Annotated in this window: 15 protein-coding genes; all 15 read right to left on the bottom strand. The window is 38.7% G+C overall.

Going from position 1 to position 15,806, the window contains the following annotated elements; genetic code table 11:
• Positions 1–4: 4 nt before the first annotated feature.
• On the bottom strand, positions 5–811 hold the full coding sequence (locus tag H3T56_RS07460) for a phage BR0599 family protein (RefSeq protein ID WP_198192402.1): 807 nt from the start codon (positions 809–811) through the stop codon (positions 5–7).
• A complete protein-coding gene (locus H3T56_RS07465) occupies positions 792–1,979 on the bottom strand; it encodes a hypothetical protein (protein WP_198192403.1) in 1,188 nt (395 codons plus the stop codon). The genes H3T56_RS07460 and H3T56_RS07465 overlap by 20 nt, the downstream gene beginning before the upstream one ends.
• Positions 1,979–5,086 carry a phage tail length tape measure family protein gene (locus H3T56_RS07470; protein WP_198192404.1) on the bottom strand — a complete coding sequence of 1,036 codons (3,108 nt, stop codon included), beginning with the start codon at positions 5,084–5,086 and terminating at the stop codon, positions 1,979–1,981. Before H3T56_RS07470 ends, H3T56_RS07465 begins: the two co-directional genes overlap by 1 nt.
• 214 nt (positions 5,087–5,300) lie before the next feature.
• Positions 5,301–5,717: a DUF6631 family protein gene (locus H3T56_RS07475; protein WP_198192405.1), complete on the bottom strand. Its 417-nt coding sequence runs from the start codon at positions 5,715–5,717 to the stop codon at positions 5,301–5,303.
• A 62-nt stretch (positions 5,718–5,779) separates the two neighbouring features.
• Positions 5,780–6,541, bottom strand: a complete 762-nt coding sequence (locus tag H3T56_RS07480) for a hypothetical protein (RefSeq protein ID WP_198192406.1) — start codon at positions 6,539–6,541, stop codon at positions 5,780–5,782.
• Positions 6,542–6,560: 19 nt separating this feature from the next.
• Positions 6,561–7,010 (bottom strand): hypothetical protein, encoded by a 450-nt coding sequence (locus tag H3T56_RS07485; RefSeq protein ID WP_198192407.1) that lies wholly within the window; start codon positions 7,008–7,010, stop codon positions 6,561–6,563.
• On the bottom strand, positions 7,007–7,528 hold the full coding sequence (locus H3T56_RS07490; protein WP_198192408.1) for a gp436 family protein: 522 nt from the start codon (positions 7,526–7,528) through the stop codon (positions 7,007–7,009). The genes H3T56_RS07485 and H3T56_RS07490 overlap by 4 nt, the downstream gene beginning before the upstream one ends.
• Before the next feature lie 50 nt (positions 7,529–7,578).
• Entirely contained in the window at positions 7,579–8,505 is a 927-nt protein-coding gene (locus tag H3T56_RS07495) for a hypothetical protein (RefSeq protein ID WP_198192409.1), read from the bottom strand.
• A gap of 57 nt (positions 8,506–8,562) precedes the next feature.
• Positions 8,563–8,922 carry a hypothetical protein gene (locus tag H3T56_RS07500; RefSeq protein ID WP_198192410.1) on the bottom strand — a complete coding sequence of 120 codons (360 nt, stop codon included), beginning with the start codon at positions 8,920–8,922 and terminating at the stop codon, positions 8,563–8,565.
• A gap of 67 nt (positions 8,923–8,989) precedes the next feature.
• On the bottom strand, positions 8,990–10,054 hold the full coding sequence (locus tag H3T56_RS07505; protein ID WP_198192411.1) for a hypothetical protein: 1,065 nt from the start codon (positions 10,052–10,054) through the stop codon (positions 8,990–8,992).
• A gap of 231 nt (positions 10,055–10,285) precedes the next feature.
• Complete coding sequence (locus H3T56_RS07510) at positions 10,286–10,768, bottom strand: phage virion morphogenesis protein (protein ID WP_198192412.1); 483 nt, start codon at positions 10,766–10,768, stop codon at positions 10,286–10,288.
• 96 nt (positions 10,769–10,864) lie between these two features.
• Positions 10,865–12,094 carry a PBECR2 nuclease fold domain-containing protein gene (locus H3T56_RS07515; protein WP_198192413.1) on the bottom strand — a complete coding sequence of 410 codons (1,230 nt, stop codon included), beginning with the start codon at positions 12,092–12,094 and terminating at the stop codon, positions 10,865–10,867.
• Entirely contained in the window at positions 12,087–13,577 is a 1,491-nt protein-coding gene (locus tag H3T56_RS07520) for a DUF935 domain-containing protein (RefSeq protein ID WP_198192414.1), read from the bottom strand. The genes H3T56_RS07515 and H3T56_RS07520 overlap by 8 nt, the downstream gene beginning before the upstream one ends.
• Entirely contained in the window at positions 13,577–15,256 is a 1,680-nt protein-coding gene (locus tag H3T56_RS07525; RefSeq protein WP_198192415.1) for a hypothetical protein, read from the bottom strand. Before H3T56_RS07525 ends, H3T56_RS07520 begins: the two co-directional genes overlap by 1 nt.
• Positions 15,256–15,804, bottom strand: coding sequence for a phage protein Gp27 family protein (locus H3T56_RS07530; protein ID WP_198192416.1), 549 nt, complete (start codon positions 15,802–15,804; stop codon positions 15,256–15,258). Before H3T56_RS07530 ends, H3T56_RS07525 begins: the two co-directional genes overlap by 1 nt.
• Positions 15,805–15,806: the final 2 nt, after the last annotated feature.

Below are 15,806 nucleotides of genomic sequence, written 5' to 3' on the forward strand. Positions count from 1 at the left end.
CAAATTAAAAAAGCTTGACGATTGTGAACGGTGAAATACCCGGAATATGGGGTTGCCCCCCATAGTTAAGATGATTATTAAATTTTTCATTACACGTTTTGATGGTTTTATCACAACCAGGGTATAAATTAATTTTCATTCCTTTTTGTAAACCTTGGGTGCCACCAAGGACGCCAATCACGTTATTAACTTGTGATTTCAATCCACGCAGTTCTTGAATACCGTCGATATAAAACTCCATATATCCACCTGAAAAATACCCCGATTGAACATTTTGTAAATTGACAGTAATATTTGCACCATCCAACGCCATAATTTCGATATTTGATGTTTTATAATTTTCTTGTCTAATTCGGCAGTTATGATCATAGAGAGCATAAGGGCATGACCGCCCGTAAGTTAACCTGAGGCCATTCCGCTCAAACGAACTTGCAACGCTTGCTGTAATGAGTTTTGCTTTTTCAATTGATTCTCGTTTAACTTCTTGGATTTTTCCAATCCAGATAACTCTAAACTCATTGTCATTTTCATGTAACTGATACATTTTGATTACAACAGGTTTAGTTGGTGGTACGCCACGAAATAGTCGCACTACATCATTATTAGATGGCAGAGTAATTTCTAAATTATTACCTGAACCAATGCTTAAACCAGTGTTGCTTATAGCCTCGCTGAACCAAATCGTATGATTAAATTCAACATCACGGTCAGCATTTGTATAACGATAGTATTTTTGTTCATTTCTAACAAACTCGTATAACGTTAATGGTTTACCATTATTTGTTGAATATTCAAATTGATTCCAATTCATCACGAACCCCTCTAAAACTGCAAGTTATGTTAGCTAGTCCGTCAGCATCTGTTACGTGCTCCCAACTGACAGAGTCCGAATCTAAACGGCACAATGTTAAAAACGAAACTGACAAAATATCAGCAGCATTTACATTGATTGAATCGTTGAGCAGCAGTCGTTCAATTTCATCAGATGCAACTGCAACTTTTTCAATACGACGATATAGCTCATTGCCATTACATAAAGTTATGACTAAATCTTTTCGACCTGACATTAACCCAATTTCATTAAATCCAGTGTTTTCAACTTCAAGAACTCGACCATCAACAGCTAGAACATTAAAATCGCTCGCTTGGCTTGATACCCAAATATTTTTTTGACAACCATTAAGATAATAAAATAATTGACGCAATTGCATGTGCTCATTTCGCTCAGTTAGAAACCAACGAAATTCTTGCACAAAAAATGGTAACCGTGCAGTATCTAATCGGGATGGAGCGCTAGAACCATTATCGAGCTCAATTAAAAATCGCTCATATCGACCTTTTAATGATTCTGACCAATCGGGGAACATGTTTAAAACAGGAAAATTACGATAAATGGGTAAATGTGAAATATCATTACTAAATGCATTGTGTTCACTAATTCGAAATCGAATTTGAGCACTTAATAAATCATCATTGTAACGAGTTAGCTCGGGCACATCTGTTAGCACAGCTAATTTTATAGGATAAATACATGCACCAGCATTAAAATGCGATCTAAGAGGGTTAACTAATGTAATTGAATAATCATTTACAGCTGCGACTTCTAGTAATGCTGTTTGATTAATATTATTAATCTCACTTTTAACTAGTACTTTATTGCCAACTACAAAATCACGACCAATTGTATTACACGGGAGAACTGTAGTGCCTGTATTAATGTCATCATCGAGATAGGTGACATCTGTATAAACAGGGAAATACCACGAATTACCACCTACAAACGCCAATCTATTTTCAAATCGTGCACGTTCATTACCATTAATTAAAATGGAAAATTCAAACGTACGGCGCGGTGATAATCGCCGAGCAATGCGTTGTTCTGCGCCACTGTACGATTGTAAAATATCGGTTTTCCATTCCAGTATTTCAGTTATGCCATTAGTCCAATCTGGTTCAGCTTGCCATAAAAATTTTTTCATTATGACAACTCCTGTTTTAGGGTTTGGGAGTTTGCACGAATCCACGTCATCATTGCCCGTGAACCTGCCACTGAACTAATACCCGATTTCATCATTTCACCACTATCTAAAACTAACGTTTGTTGAATAACGGGCGCTGATTGTGATTGATTAGCAGTGCGTGATGTTGAATTTTCATCATATATATTTGGCGCTCTAGGACTGCTAACATTTGAAACCAATCCACCTGAAGCGTAACGATGAGCACGCCCGGTATTGATAGCATGTAAATAATCAATGCCATATTTTTTAACAGATGCGGCATTCACAACAAACTCACCATTAGATAATCGCGCTGGAATTGAGTCTGATGTGCTAGAACCTGGTCCCGAAATATACCCCCCTGTAGCTGCTGCAACTGCTGCTGCACCAACTGCCGAACTACCCGCATTTGCACCCGCTGCAGCAATCATCGCTGCACTAATAATTTCACCAGCAGCTGTACCAGCCGTTACCATTGATGCGGAAATTGTTTCAGCTCCAATTCCAGCCGACATCGAAATCGACTCACCCATTAATCCTGCCCCAGTAGCAGTACTTGTAGCAATAGCTGTTTCCATCAGTCCTGCTGAAGCAGCAGCACTTGCATTATCAACAGCAGCATCTGTTGCTGTACCAAACAATGAATTACCTAAATTTGATAGTCCATTCATTGCCATATCTGCTAAACCTTTTGTCGCAACTTGCGCCATTGATGACAATATACTTTGAGCCAGATTTTGCAGTGCATCTTTTAGTTCGAATGTTCCTTTGGCTAAACTATCCAAACTACTTTGAATACCTGTTTGTAAACCGTTTTGAAATGCACTAGTGAGTGCATCCGTGGTTTTATTTAACTCAGCAATTTGTAACTGAAGTGTTGCTAGTGATTTTTGGGCATTTTCTCCTGCTTGTCCCGGCAAATCAGTCATTGCTTGCAATATGGGTAAATAATTTTCAAGCTCTTGCGCTGTTTGCTTATGTAGTTCGACTAGCTGACTTTGTGCCTCTACTTGTGTAATTAAACCACTGGTTACTTGCGCCTGGATACTTTGTTCTTTGGTTGATTGACGTGATTGCGCTTGCTGAATTTTAGCAGTGATAGCATTTAGATTTGCTTCAGCTTTTTTTAACGGTAAAATCTGGTCGATTAAATCGATACCTTCTTTATTTCCAGATTTTTTAAATTGAGTTAGTAAATTGTTATACCATTGTTCAACTGTTGTATCAGTTGCTTTTGTACCAAGTAATAGTTCATTTAATTGTTGTTGTAATGCTAGATTGTTTTTATCATTTTTTAATGAAAAATCAGATTTTTTATTTTTAGCTGCATTTTTAGCATCAATCTGTTTAGCGAGTTCAATAGCTCTATCTTTTTCTGCTTGCGATGCATTTTTATATTGGCCTTCATTGATCTCATACGTTACGCGTTGTAGTTCGGTTGTTAGTTTAAGTGATTTCTCAAGGCTCTGGTTATATCCCTGAATACCTTTGTCCGTAATGTTTTTTACATCTTTATCGTACTGACCACCTGAGAATGATTTACCGTCATCTGATGTAACACCGTGCTCTTGTAGATCTTTGCGTCCTTTTTCATCTGCCCATAATGCCTGGTAGTTTTTATTTAATTGTTCGACGGCTTGAGATTGACGTTCTGCATCAGTAGTATTTTTTTTATGAAGTTCATCAAGTTGTTTTTGAGCGGAAATGGATTTTTCGGCTGCAATTGCTTGTTCCCGATTTTTAGCTGCTTCATTTTGCAGCTTATCTCTTTCGGCATACTTTTGTTGTAACAATTTATCATCATTTTCATTGTACTCAATAGAATTTGAGCCATTTACAATATAAAAACCTCTTTTCTTGGCTTGTTCAATTTTTTTAATTTCTTCATCTAATGTTGCTAAGCCAAAACTGAACTTTAATTCCGTTGTTATAGAATTTCCGAGATCGCTAATACCATTTTTAAAATTCACCCATGCTGTTTCTAACCAATTTAGTTGATTTTTCATTTCTTCAGCACGTGCTTTGAGTACATCTGCATATTTACCAGTGGCAACAGCAATTGCTTGTTCTGTGTCCCCTTGAGCTTCAAGCGCAGCTATCCGTTGGTATGTAGCAAGATCCATCCAATGATATTGTTTATTTGTTTCATATGCCCATTCAGTAACTGAGTTTTGAATATTGTTAAAACTGGATATCGCTTCTTTGCTACTTTGTCCTGTTAATGCTGACATGTATGCAGCAGCTGTACCTATGTTTTCGATTGACTTAGCTGACAATTGACCTTGTTGGGTTAACTGTGCGATGTTTTCTCTAGTTTCGGAATAATTATGGCCAATGCTTCCAATTTTTTGTGACATTACCTCAAGGTTTGATGCTGTTGTACCAGCATAATTTCCTGTTGAAATAATCGATTTTTTAAAAGCTTCTTGCTCAGATGAAATGCGATACAAAACCTTTGCAATTCCGTATGCTGCCCCAATAAACCCAACAACAGACAATGTTGCAGCACTGAATAGAGGTGGTAACTTACCTGTTACATTAGCTATTGAAAATAACGAATTGCCAGCACCTCTAAAATTGCCATTCGCTAACTGCTTAATCATACTAGCGATACTGCGGCGGGCGCTCAGTGTATTTAAATTTAATTTTTGGGTGCCGTCGTTTAGAGATTCAACGGTTGATAATGCGGCTCTTTGATTATTTATTTTACTTAGATAACTATCAAATGTTTCATTATCAAGTACACCAGCTTTTTTCGATTGACGTAATTTTTTCTCTAACTCATCAAGACGGCCCAAACCTTTAACTGCTGGATCAATTTTACCCAATAGCTGATCTAATCCATTGCGCAGTTTTTCAACTTCTTTTTGATGGACTTTAGTGGCTTTAGCTGCTGCTTGCTGTGCCTTTTCTTCAGCTTGTTCTTGTTGCAATAATTTGATAATAGCTTGTTGGCCACGGTTCATCGCATCTACTTGCTTTTCATAGACGCTTTTTAACTCATCACCCACTTCATGAATATTTTTTTTAGCACGATTCACGTCAGCCGTGAACTTCATTGCAATATTCATATCGTTATTAGCCATTATTATTGCTCTCCGCGTAACTGTTTTACAAACTTTGTAACTTGTTTACCACCATTAAAGCCAACACAAATATCTTCAATTCGGTTAGCTCGTTCTCGGTTTTGTAACTTAATTAATTCATCGTAATACAGCAGTAATTGGCGTTGTGTGTAATACGGTAACTGCTGTGGTTCATGTCCGTTTTTAATTAATAGTGTAAAAATCTCACTCCAGCTTACTGATTTGCCTGTTTTGCAGCGTTTTGCCGAATGATTTTGCGAGTTACCGCGTTCATAAAAAAACCAGAATTAACGACCCACCACCAGTCGAGCAGCTGTAAACCATTTTCATATGACAACGCCTCAATAAATGAAATTGGTTTTTGAATTGAGGTGCTGATTAATGAATAAACAAGCTCTAGGTTATTCATAATAAGCATGTCGGCTTGCTCAATAGTGATTTTATTTGAACCATTCATTTCATTCACAATTAATGCTGCAAATTGGTCAATCTCACGTCCAATGGTCAATGCATCTTTAAATGAATATTCGCGTACTGTAATTATTTCGCCAGCTAGAGTAATTTCACGATTTGGCATTAAAACTTCCAAATCATTGGATTCTTCTTTTGTTGCTGTAACTTTTTCTGCCATTTTATTTACCTGCGATTAAAGCGGTGAAATATCACCGCAATGAATAATTAATCATTAGTTTATTATTTTGCTTTTTGAATATATGAACCGAAATAACCGAGTGAACTGTCTTTTGTTTGACTCATATCGGCCAGAACAGTCGCAGTTAACGGCAGTTCACCATAACCTTCGTTATGTAATAATGAGAAATTTGAAATTGGATTAAATTTAACGCGGAATAATTCAACAATAACGTGTTCATCATCGCGATCTGTATTAATGCCATCTAACATGAACCAGCGTTCTGGGGGTTGACGAGTAAAAATACCTAGACTGTCAGTTTTAGCATATGAATAATCAACCGTTGCAGTTAATGCTGCTGTAGTTAATAATTTGATTAACCCCGCATGTGCTGATTCTATTTCATAGTCATTGCCCAAAATTAACATCGAACCATCAACAGCTTTTAACTCAACATCTGACACAAATGGATGCGCGAGTTTGATACGGTCACCGACAACGAGCCCGTCAGGTAATTTTTCATCAGTTGCTATACCTGAATTCACCGTGATTTTTTCACCATAGAGCGCGAGGGCAATATTTTCGATTGACCAATCTTTTAATGTGAGGTTCAGAGTGCCACTTTTGCCTAGTGTTAATTCTCCAACCTGTAAACGCTGCCCAGTGTACGATTCATTTTGTGTCACAGTTTCGACACTTAGTTCCATTTCGCATGAATCGGCGGTTCCAACATGACGAAATGCACCTGGTCGTGCTGGTGAACTTGCGGTATTACGCGTAGCAAGGTTTATGGTACCTTGTAAACTCATCAATAAATCTGACATATATTTCTCCTAAAACTATTTAGCGGCTACCAATAAAATGCTGAGTCTGATACGAATCAATCCACACTAATACGCCATTTTGAAAACCTAGAGTTTGTCCTCCAACCCATGTGACTGGACGAACTCCATCAATAAACTGAACTGTTTTACCAATCAACAAATCACGCACCGCACCTATAACGGGGTTTGCTAGCTGTTTAACATTTTGAATATTGGTTGCTTGACTTGAAATATCACGTGCAACAACCACAACACCAAAATTAACACTTACTGACTGACGTGTTCCTGCGGGCTTATCATTTGGCGTTTCTTTACCAAGCAAAACGTAAGCAGCAGGGGTAGGTGCTGAAGTTAAATCAGTCAGCTTGCTGTATTCAGCACTGGTACCAACAAAAACTAAGGTTTTATCAGACATTAAACCTTTTAGTTTTTCTGCAATGACTGATACATCAAATGGTGCGCTACTCATCGTCCAAAATCCCGTAATGTGTTCATATCAAATACACGAACAGGTCCAGTCTGTTTTGGTACACCACCTGCGACAGGCAAAGCATCATCAATACCCAGCGAATATTTACCTTCAGCTACCATTTTTAAAAAGCCCAGAACTTGTTTGTAATCACGCACGATAGGATCGTTTTTTTCATCAGAAACACGATTGCGATGCAATTTGTAACGAACAATAATTCGAGCCCAATCACTCAACAATCGTGGTACCTTGATTAATGGTAATTTGTGCCCGCGTTGGCGTAAAAAACCGTTTATTTCAGCTTCAGCATCATCAATTGATTCATTAATGCGTGAGATTGCACGATTTGCATTAGTAATTTCATCAGATGTCCAACTTGAAATGTCATTACTATTAATGATGGCATCTAACAACTTAGCATCTGCGGGGATTTCACCATCTTGTGCTACCAATTGTGCAAGCTCAGTTAGCCCCGGACGTTCTGATAAATTTAGCAATGTAATGTATGGAATATTCATAATTTTGACTCGAACCAACGATAGATTACCGTTGGTTACTATTCACATTATTAACTGTTTGGCGAAATAACATTTTCAAACAAATAGCCAGCATCTTTTGCTACAACTATTTCTTTGACTGATTCACCAACACGCACACGTTGACCACCACGTAAACCAATATCTGGATCATTGATTGAACCTGACACACGGTCTTTAAATTGTGCCGTATAACCAAATGTTACTCCGCCCTTAGTATTCGCTAATTTGTTACGCACAATAAATGCTGCTTTGTCGCCCCATGCTCGTAATAGTTTTGGAGATTTACCGGGTTTTGCACTATTTAAAAATGCATCTCCAACATAAATGGATTCTAACTCTAATAGGTCGGCCAAAAAGCCAAGAGGAACTAAACCACTTTCTCCTGAATTACCGTGATACGCAGCAACAATCTTCGGATGACGACGTAAAATTGTGGCAACTCGACGGCCTAATGTACCGATATTTGGACGTTGGATCATTGAATCAAATGCATCAGTAATCAATTTTATTGGATCGCTTGTTGGGTCGTTCCATTGCTCGGCAGTAGTTAATGTTGTTTTGTTGTTATAGTTATCTCCGTTAAAAAGCACATTAGCGGTGCGTACTTCGCGGTCTAACAAGATCAAATCAGTAGTAGCTTCAGTGGCATGTCCAAGCGGATCATAGCCAGTAATCGCTGAGTCAATATCATCTTGCGGAACCGGACTATCCAGACCATAATCTGTTACCGAACTTTCTTTTTCTATTGCACTAAATTCAACCTGATTTGGTTGTGAAGTACGTCCTACTCTTGTATTTGGTAATGTAAATCGTTCTGAAAAATCATATTCTAACCATTTAAAGGCAGGGGATTCTACCGGTACTCGTGGAAGAACTTCATCGGCGATTAATTTAGTATTGCGATAAGCAATTGCTACAGCAGTCAACTGAGGATCAATGGGAAAAGGGCGTTGCATATAAAACTCCTTCTAAATAATTGTGTATTAAAGGTCTTAGACCATTAGTTAAAAATATTAAGCTAGTTTGCTAGGGCAGATCCAAATAGAACCTAATTCATCTGTATCGCCAACTTCCTCAGCGTAACCAATAATAAAATCGCCAGAAGCCGCCTTTTTCGCTCTACCATCTGCTGCAGCAGTAATTGGGTCACCAATCGCAATCGCTTCGCTATAAAAAACTTGTGCCAACCCACTGCGCACAACATCAAACACTTCACCGTCACCGCCACCAACAATTGTTGATACACCGATTAATAATGCGTTACCGTCAATCGCTGTTTTTGCTAGCCCATCTTCACTACCATGACAGACAATCACGCGTGGTTTGACTTCGCCTTCAGCGGTTTTTGCTACTGTTAATCCTGGAATATTCATATAAAAACCTTTTAGTTAAAATTAAAATGATACTGATATTAATAATCAGCCTTTAAAATTAGTAGTTTTACTTTTTAGCCTTGGTTACATGCGTAACTGCTTGGCTGATCGAAATAGTATTACCTTTGTCTGCTTGTTCTTTTTGATATTGAGCCGCAGCTTCAGCTATTGCCTTCGGGTCTTGTATATCAACTTTATTTTCTTCATCTTCAGCAGCCGATTTTTCAGCAAAGTTCATAAAAGCGGGACGCTCAGAAAGTACTTTTTTGATTAAATCAACTGGGGAACTGTTAACAGTTGCATCACCTTCAGCAAATGAAATTGGATCACTACCCAACGCCATAAATACTTCAACAACTGTAGTTTTATGCGCAGGTAATAATTTTCCATCTTTAACTAATTCATCAACAAAGGCAGCAAATTCTGCCCGCTGGTTCTTTTGTTCTTTTTCAAGTAATGCTTGTTCACGTGCAGCTAAATCTGCATTTTTTGCATCAATTTTGGCTTGTTGCTCTGCAAAATCGATGTTGTTTGGTTGTGGCATTTCGTTCTCCTTTCTATTTTGTGCAACTTGTTCAGCTAAATATTCAAGTTGCCATTTTGGTAAAAGTTGATCTGCTTTTTCGATACCATCTTTTTCAATCAAGTACTCACGCAGATTTGAAAACATCAATAAAAAATCTTCATTAAATGGCATGGCAAACTCAGCAGCACCTAGCTCACCGTCAGACTCAGCAAAACTGGCGTCAGGCAAGCCTTTAATAGCAGGAGCCGCTGCACCTAAAAAACCAATATGGCGCGCATAGTAATGACCAGGCTTAGGATTACCTGGTGATTCTGGTAAATAGATTGATAATGAACGTTTTTTATAAGCACCTGAATTGAATGCTTCAGCAAATTCGGGGTTAACTTGATCAAGTTCGGCGTAAACCAAGCCGTCTTTGATTTGAAATGTTTTAGCCCAGCCATACGCAGGAGCGGTTAATTTAGGATGACCAATTACAGCAGGCGCTTCTGACAAACTTGGATCGTAGCTTTCTGCTAAATCAATACAGTTCTCTAAAGTAAAAGTGATTTTTCGACCATCTACCGCAGTATGCGTACCAGGTTTAAAAACGGGGATAAGTGCCATAAAAAATGCTCCAATAAATTGATATAGAGCATCATGATCTATTTTAAGGAAAGGGTAATCTGAACGCGGGCAGATAATTTTTTAATGATTTGGAGATTGGATTGGCAAAATAATAAAAGAAATATAAGCTAAAAACTTATTATAAAGCATTTACAACACGATTAAAGTGATTCGTAAATAAACTGACTAGCATTTTAGAATAAAGTCGCTTAAAACGCGTTAAATTGCGTTTTATGTGAAACCAAGATGTTCACGAACAACATCAACTAACAGCAATTTATCTTGCGCACTAACACCAAGCCACGGGCGAGCAGGAATTACAACTTGTGTTACCGGACGTCCTCCAACATTCAATGCTTTTGCAGTAACTGGCTTAATTGTGCCACCATATTGATGAATTGCGCCATAGATTAAGTTGGTACCAAATAACAAAGTATTGCCCTCAATCTGCCATCGCAGTGTACTGCGTAAAGTTCCATCCAGGGTCAATATTTTATCTTTTTGTTTTGGCTTGGATTCTTTATACCAAGGTGATAACTCTTGCCAAGGCACTCCATCTGGCGATTCTTGTGCATTAAAGCGCGCTTCATGAATATCTAATAACACTTCACCCATGTGATCAAATAAACCAGACATATCATCTATGGCTGCCTCAATATGAAGCATAGCATCAAGAGCATCTTGTATATTAAATTCAATGTTTACGCCAGTCATTTTTTCACCTATACTATTTAAAAGGTATTCGCGGGCAGTCTCCGACAGGACCTCTAATCCCACGCGCTGCCTACCCAACGTGTCGGCGATTGGGTTTTATTTTCGCTTAAACACTCTAATACCAACCCGCAATTGCTCTAGATAATCAGGATTATCCGGTGCAAATGTTGTAACTCCGAGCCAACCATCATCACCAACTTCAAATACTGCGAGCATCGGCTTAATTTCGCCATCAATCATAAAACGTGAGATATAGCGCCGACGAACTACTGATTTTTGCAGATGATCAAAGTATTCCATTCTCGTCCAAATTTCATCCGGTAGTTTTAATGAATCAGCTAGTAATAATAAAAATTGCTCACGACCACGTTTTGTAACTTTAAGTTCACCTGTTTTGCTAACAGTGAAAAGCTGTTTACCGATTACTAATGCTTCACCCGCTACATCTTTAAAAATAGCAGGATTGGTTAACGTTGCACCAAATTCATTTAAGAATATATTGGCGTAATCTTCTTCCGTTAAGCCTTTTTCTAATAACCTATTTTTACTAACTTCACGTATGGACGGCCATTCATCAGTAGCTCTAACGGATGGCACACCACGTTTTAATGTTGGATCACTATCTAAAGGATTGGGTACAAATGTATCAAGTCGCGATTGTCCAGGAATATGTTCAAAACTTGGATCAATTCCTTCAGGCACTCTTACAATTCTAGGATTACCACTATTTTCACCGATAACTCTATCAACCCAGTTTATTGTTGGAGCGGCATCAGGACCATCTTTACCCATTCTTTTTAAATCACCTTTAGTTCGCCCCCGAACACGACATTGGCAACCATACCCGTTTGGCGGAAAGTGGCTATCCCACCATGGGTCATTAAAATTTAATACTAAATGGTTCCAGCTTTGATGTAATTCACGAGGATGTTCAACATAATCACTATGTAAGTATTCCATGTATGGAAACTTGGCATCACGTAGTTGTTGATAGCGCCCAGCTTGATAAGAACTGTTTAAATTTGTTTCGTAGATGATACGGGAACGCCAATTGAAACTGCCGTTATAACTCCAACCATGCCGTTCGACAATTTCAGCAAAATCTTGGCGGAACTCATCCAGTGTTGTACCCTGACTAATAGCTTTATCAATAGCTGCACGAAAATCATTTAGTAGTGCATTACGATTAGCACCAGCGACAACAAATGCATAATCGTGTTCGTTGTTATAGATATCAGCATAGCTATTGGTAGGCACATTAGCTTTACGACGAAAAAATTCGATTTGTTCTTTAAATGGCAAAGAGCCATATGCAACATTAGCCATTATTGCTATCCTCAAGTAGCTCTGTGCGACCCGCTAAATTAGCAGCGGTTAATGCTTGCGCCATGACCTCAGCATAATCATCCAACTGCATATCTGGAATTAACTCAAATAATTTATCACGTAATTCTTCTAACGATTTAACGTTATCAACCAGTTCTTTGATTTGATTAATCCATTGGTTGGTAACTGGTTGTATTTCCGAATTTAAACGATTTGATTGCAACACAGGTGCAAAGATATTTGGTTGTTGTTCCGCAAAATCAACTTTTTTTGAAGATTGTGCATTAATTAGCTCTTCTGGTTGTTTTTTTTCTTCCCATTCACCACCATAGGTATCTTGCACATGAGCCAATGTTGGGCGGTAGCCTGTCGATTCAATAATGTTCTTATCCCGTTCGGATAGCGATTTCAGATCTTCAGGCTCATCAAAAATGCGCGAAACTTGAGGAACAGCAGCGCCAGGGAAGTTCATCTGTGTAAACCATGTTCCTGGTCCGCGGTTCCAAGACTCACACATAACGTCAGAATCTGATTTTGCTATTGATGCCAGCACAGCTGCTTGTAGTGATTCATCACCACCAATTGAGTTTGAAGCACCACCAGACGAGGTAATTTGTCCCACGGTTACACGCCTAATTGCTTCGTTCATTGAGTCATAGAATGCCTTATAATCGCCTGCGCCTGAGCGTGCTATTTGTAGCAATTCAAGCGTCATGCCATCTGGCATGATAATGCCAGAATCGGTCTGAATTGCACGAGTGAGTGACAGTAAGTCCCGTTTTTGTTCAGGTGTTGCACCTGTACTATATTTGCCCACAGCCGTTGGCATGCCGAATTTTTCCAGAAAAATTAGCCAGAACTTAATATCATTGCGTTTAAAAAAGCTTGGCCAGTAAAGCCAGTGAGCAAGTCCAAGTCCATACGGTTCATCATCATGATCGGCACCAGTCGCATAATGCCAAAAATACGGTGCTTCGCATGCTATCCCCTCATGCATATTATTTTGTGTCAGTAAACGCAGTTCACCGGTTGGAGTAAAGCGAAAACGACGGCGATCACGAACTTTGATATCATCAATCCAGTATAGATTATCTTTGATGCCATAAATTAACTCCGCCACAGCATAACCATAAAAAACACCGTAATGCATTAACTTAGTCACTCGGTCAAATCCCACCGATTTCAGTAACTCACTCATAGCTTCAGCAGCTTCGGTATCAATTGGTTTATCTCCACCTGGTTCAACTTTCCATTCACGTGAAATAACTGCATCTTGGCGTTGGGTAAATGCCGACTTGACTTCGTCATCATTTAGTACTTCCTTATAAATATCTAGACGGCCTCCGCCTCTCTTTCGTAAAACGCTGTCATCAGGTAAAGCAAGTGGACCAAGATAAGGCCGCGTAATGTCATTGCCTTCGCCAGTTCCGGCTAATTCTCTTCCTGTCTCAACATGTGGCTTTTTGCCTTTAAACCATAGCATTAAATAAATCCTCCAAAATCGTTACCGCCCCGTACCGTGCCAAAGCCAGTACTAGTGAATTGTTCGAATGATGAATCATTCACATAGCCATATAGCTGATGATAAATATCTCGCTCACCAGTTGATTGTCCCTCAATTTGTGCCGTTTTATTTAATGTTGCATACCAGGCTAAACAACCAGCAATTGCAGAGTCACCATGGCGGACAAGATCTGGATCTTTTAAATCTTTTCTTTCTAGTTTTGGCACCATGGGAATACCGTCAACAGAGCGTACTGCCCGCAAATCTTGTTCAATATTTAAATCTCGTGGAATATCAATTACACCATCCTCAAATGCGCTGATAAATTTTTGCATCCAGAGGCCATACCATTGGCGGTTTAAATTAATTTCTGCAATAAATGGCCTACCAAATTTATCTGCAGTATATTCTGCTAAAACCATCCCCGGTCCGGTAGCATCAATAGCTCCTCCCATCAAATGTGGTAACTTACTGATAATGTAAAACAAAATTTGCTGTTGTTGTGCTGAGGGTACATTGTTTAACTCAATGCAAAAAGGAACTTTTCGCGTCAAATTTTGTTCTATCTCCATTGGCCAGATAACTGAAAAATGGCGATGACGGGCAAAGTCCATGCCAAAGACATGTTCATTCTGATTATTTAATGTAGCAATTAAGGGATCTAAGTCCTGAAAAATCCAATTATCACACCATGCGATGCGATCTAACTCATCTTTAGCTGCAAAATCATCACCACAAATTAGGCGCACAGCAGGTCGTTCTTCACGCATTGCTCTATCAATCCAAACACCCGGGATACAAACGCCTTGTCCATCACGAGGTATTGCATCCAATTCTTCACGCATAGCGGCTTTATTAGGACCATAGGAATTACGAATTGTTGTATACCATTTCTTTTTGCCCTCGATAGTTGGTTCTTCACCTTTCATATAACAAACACGTTCATATAAACCATTACCAACCGCATCATCAAATGTGACCAGATAAACTTTTGCTGTGTCACCATAAATACCATTTTCGATATCAATACAAAATTGATTAAAGGGATTGGATTTACCATTGTGTGATGAAATAACAATAATTCTACCACCCCAAATTAGTAATGCTGTTGCAGCATCAAGTACACCTTGTACATCTTGATGAAATGCTGCCTCGTCGATAATAACTAAACCTTGCAAACCACGGATATTAGCCGGACGAGATGATAAAGCGGTAATTTGATAACCTGATGAATAGCGTATGCGATATGCGGTTATATAGCGTGAATTTTTGTTCTCATCAATGTCTTCAAATAAAAACTCTTCAATGCTTGATACTGACGATGATTGTTGTTCTGCAATTACTTTAGAAAATTTGGCACAGTAACCTATAAATTCAAGACCTTTCTCCTTGGTATCACCAATGTAAAATACATTCATACCACCAGCCGATTTACGGGCGGCTGCCGTTAAAACGGCTTCAAAACCAAATGAAAAAGTAATGCCAGTACGACGTCCTTTAGGTACTGCAAGTATAGCAGCCTTAATTTTTAAGCATTCAATTTGATGTTGCATTAAAACACCATCAGCTAGTGGATTGAACCCTTCAGGAATGTCACGAGCTCTTGGTGGTAACTCATCCCATTCAACCTCTCTAACCGTTGTCGCCAATTTTTTCATTATTTAATTCCCAGTACTTTTTCTTTCCAGAATAAGATTGACTGCTCATCAAGCCCTTGAGCTTTTGCGACACTGTTTAAATTAGATTCTTGCTCACGCAATAACTTTTCACGCGCTGCTTTTTCGATTTCTTGTCTTTCTTTAAAACTGAGCTGGCGAGCTTGCATAGCTTCCTTAGCGGCTTTAGCTAAAAAGCTGATTTCTTTTATAGTTATATCATCTGATTCATGCGCTTTAAATGCCGCTCGTGTAGCTAGTGTTGTAACTGCCTGAGCAAGTAGTGCTCCTGATTTATCATCAACACTGTCACCAAGCTCATCAACCAGAATACGTGATGCTGTTTCAATTTCACGTAAACTATTAGTCATTTCGTTAAAGCCTTTTTGATAGCGATGAAGACTGGAACGGCTGGGTGTGGTTGCACTAGGGAACTTGTTTTGTAATTCCGAGATCATTTCATCAAGTGTAAGCTGATCAGCACGTAATAGCTTCTCGATATACGTACGAACATCAGGCTCTAGTTTATGAATTGTTGATTTTCGTCCCATAA

It is taken from the genome of Gilliamella sp. W8123 (assembly GCF_016101085.1).
In the GTDB taxonomy this organism is placed as follows: Bacteria; Pseudomonadota; Gammaproteobacteria; order Enterobacterales; family Orbaceae; genus Gilliamella; species Gilliamella apis.

Coding starts and splice junctions, on each gene's coding strand:
- H3T56_RS07460 (WP_198192402.1), bottom strand. CDS start 811: ATGAATTGGAATCAATTTGAATATTCAACAAATAATGGTAAACCATTA.
- H3T56_RS07465 (WP_198192403.1), bottom strand. CDS start 1,979: ATGAAAAAATTTTTATGGCAAGCTGAACCAGATTGGACTAATGGCATA.
- H3T56_RS07470 (WP_198192404.1), bottom strand. CDS start 5,086: ATGGCTAATAACGATATGAATATTGCAATGAAGTTCACGGCTGACGTG.
- H3T56_RS07475 (WP_198192405.1), bottom strand. CDS start 5,717: ATGGCAGAAAAAGTTACAGCAACAAAAGAAGAATCCAATGATTTGGAA.
- H3T56_RS07480 (WP_198192406.1), bottom strand. CDS start 6,541: ATGTCAGATTTATTGATGAGTTTACAAGGTACCATAAACCTTGCTACG.
- H3T56_RS07485 (WP_198192407.1), bottom strand. CDS start 7,010: ATGAGTAGCGCACCATTTGATGTATCAGTCATTGCAGAAAAACTAAAA.
- H3T56_RS07490 (WP_198192408.1), bottom strand. CDS start 7,528: ATGAATATTCCATACATTACATTGCTAAATTTATCAGAACGTCCGGGG.
- H3T56_RS07495 (WP_198192409.1), bottom strand. CDS start 8,505: ATGCAACGCCCTTTTCCCATTGATCCTCAGTTGACTGCTGTAGCAATT.
- H3T56_RS07500 (WP_198192410.1), bottom strand. CDS start 8,922: ATGAATATTCCAGGATTAACAGTAGCAAAAACCGCTGAAGGCGAAGTC.
- H3T56_RS07505 (WP_198192411.1), bottom strand. CDS start 10,054: ATGGCACTTATCCCCGTTTTTAAACCTGGTACGCATACTGCGGTAGAT.
- H3T56_RS07510 (WP_198192412.1), bottom strand. CDS start 10,768: ATGACTGGCGTAAACATTGAATTTAATATACAAGATGCTCTTGATGCT.
- H3T56_RS07515 (WP_198192413.1), bottom strand. CDS start 12,094: ATGGCTAATGTTGCATATGGCTCTTTGCCATTTAAAGAACAAATCGAA.
- H3T56_RS07520 (WP_198192414.1), bottom strand. CDS start 13,577: ATGCTATGGTTTAAAGGCAAAAAGCCACATGTTGAGACAGGAAGAGAA.
- H3T56_RS07525 (WP_198192415.1), bottom strand. CDS start 15,256: ATGAAAAAATTGGCGACAACGGTTAGAGAGGTTGAATGGGATGAGTTA.
- H3T56_RS07530 (WP_198192416.1), bottom strand. CDS start 15,804: ATGGGACGAAAATCAACAATTCATAAACTAGAGCCTGATGTTCGTACG.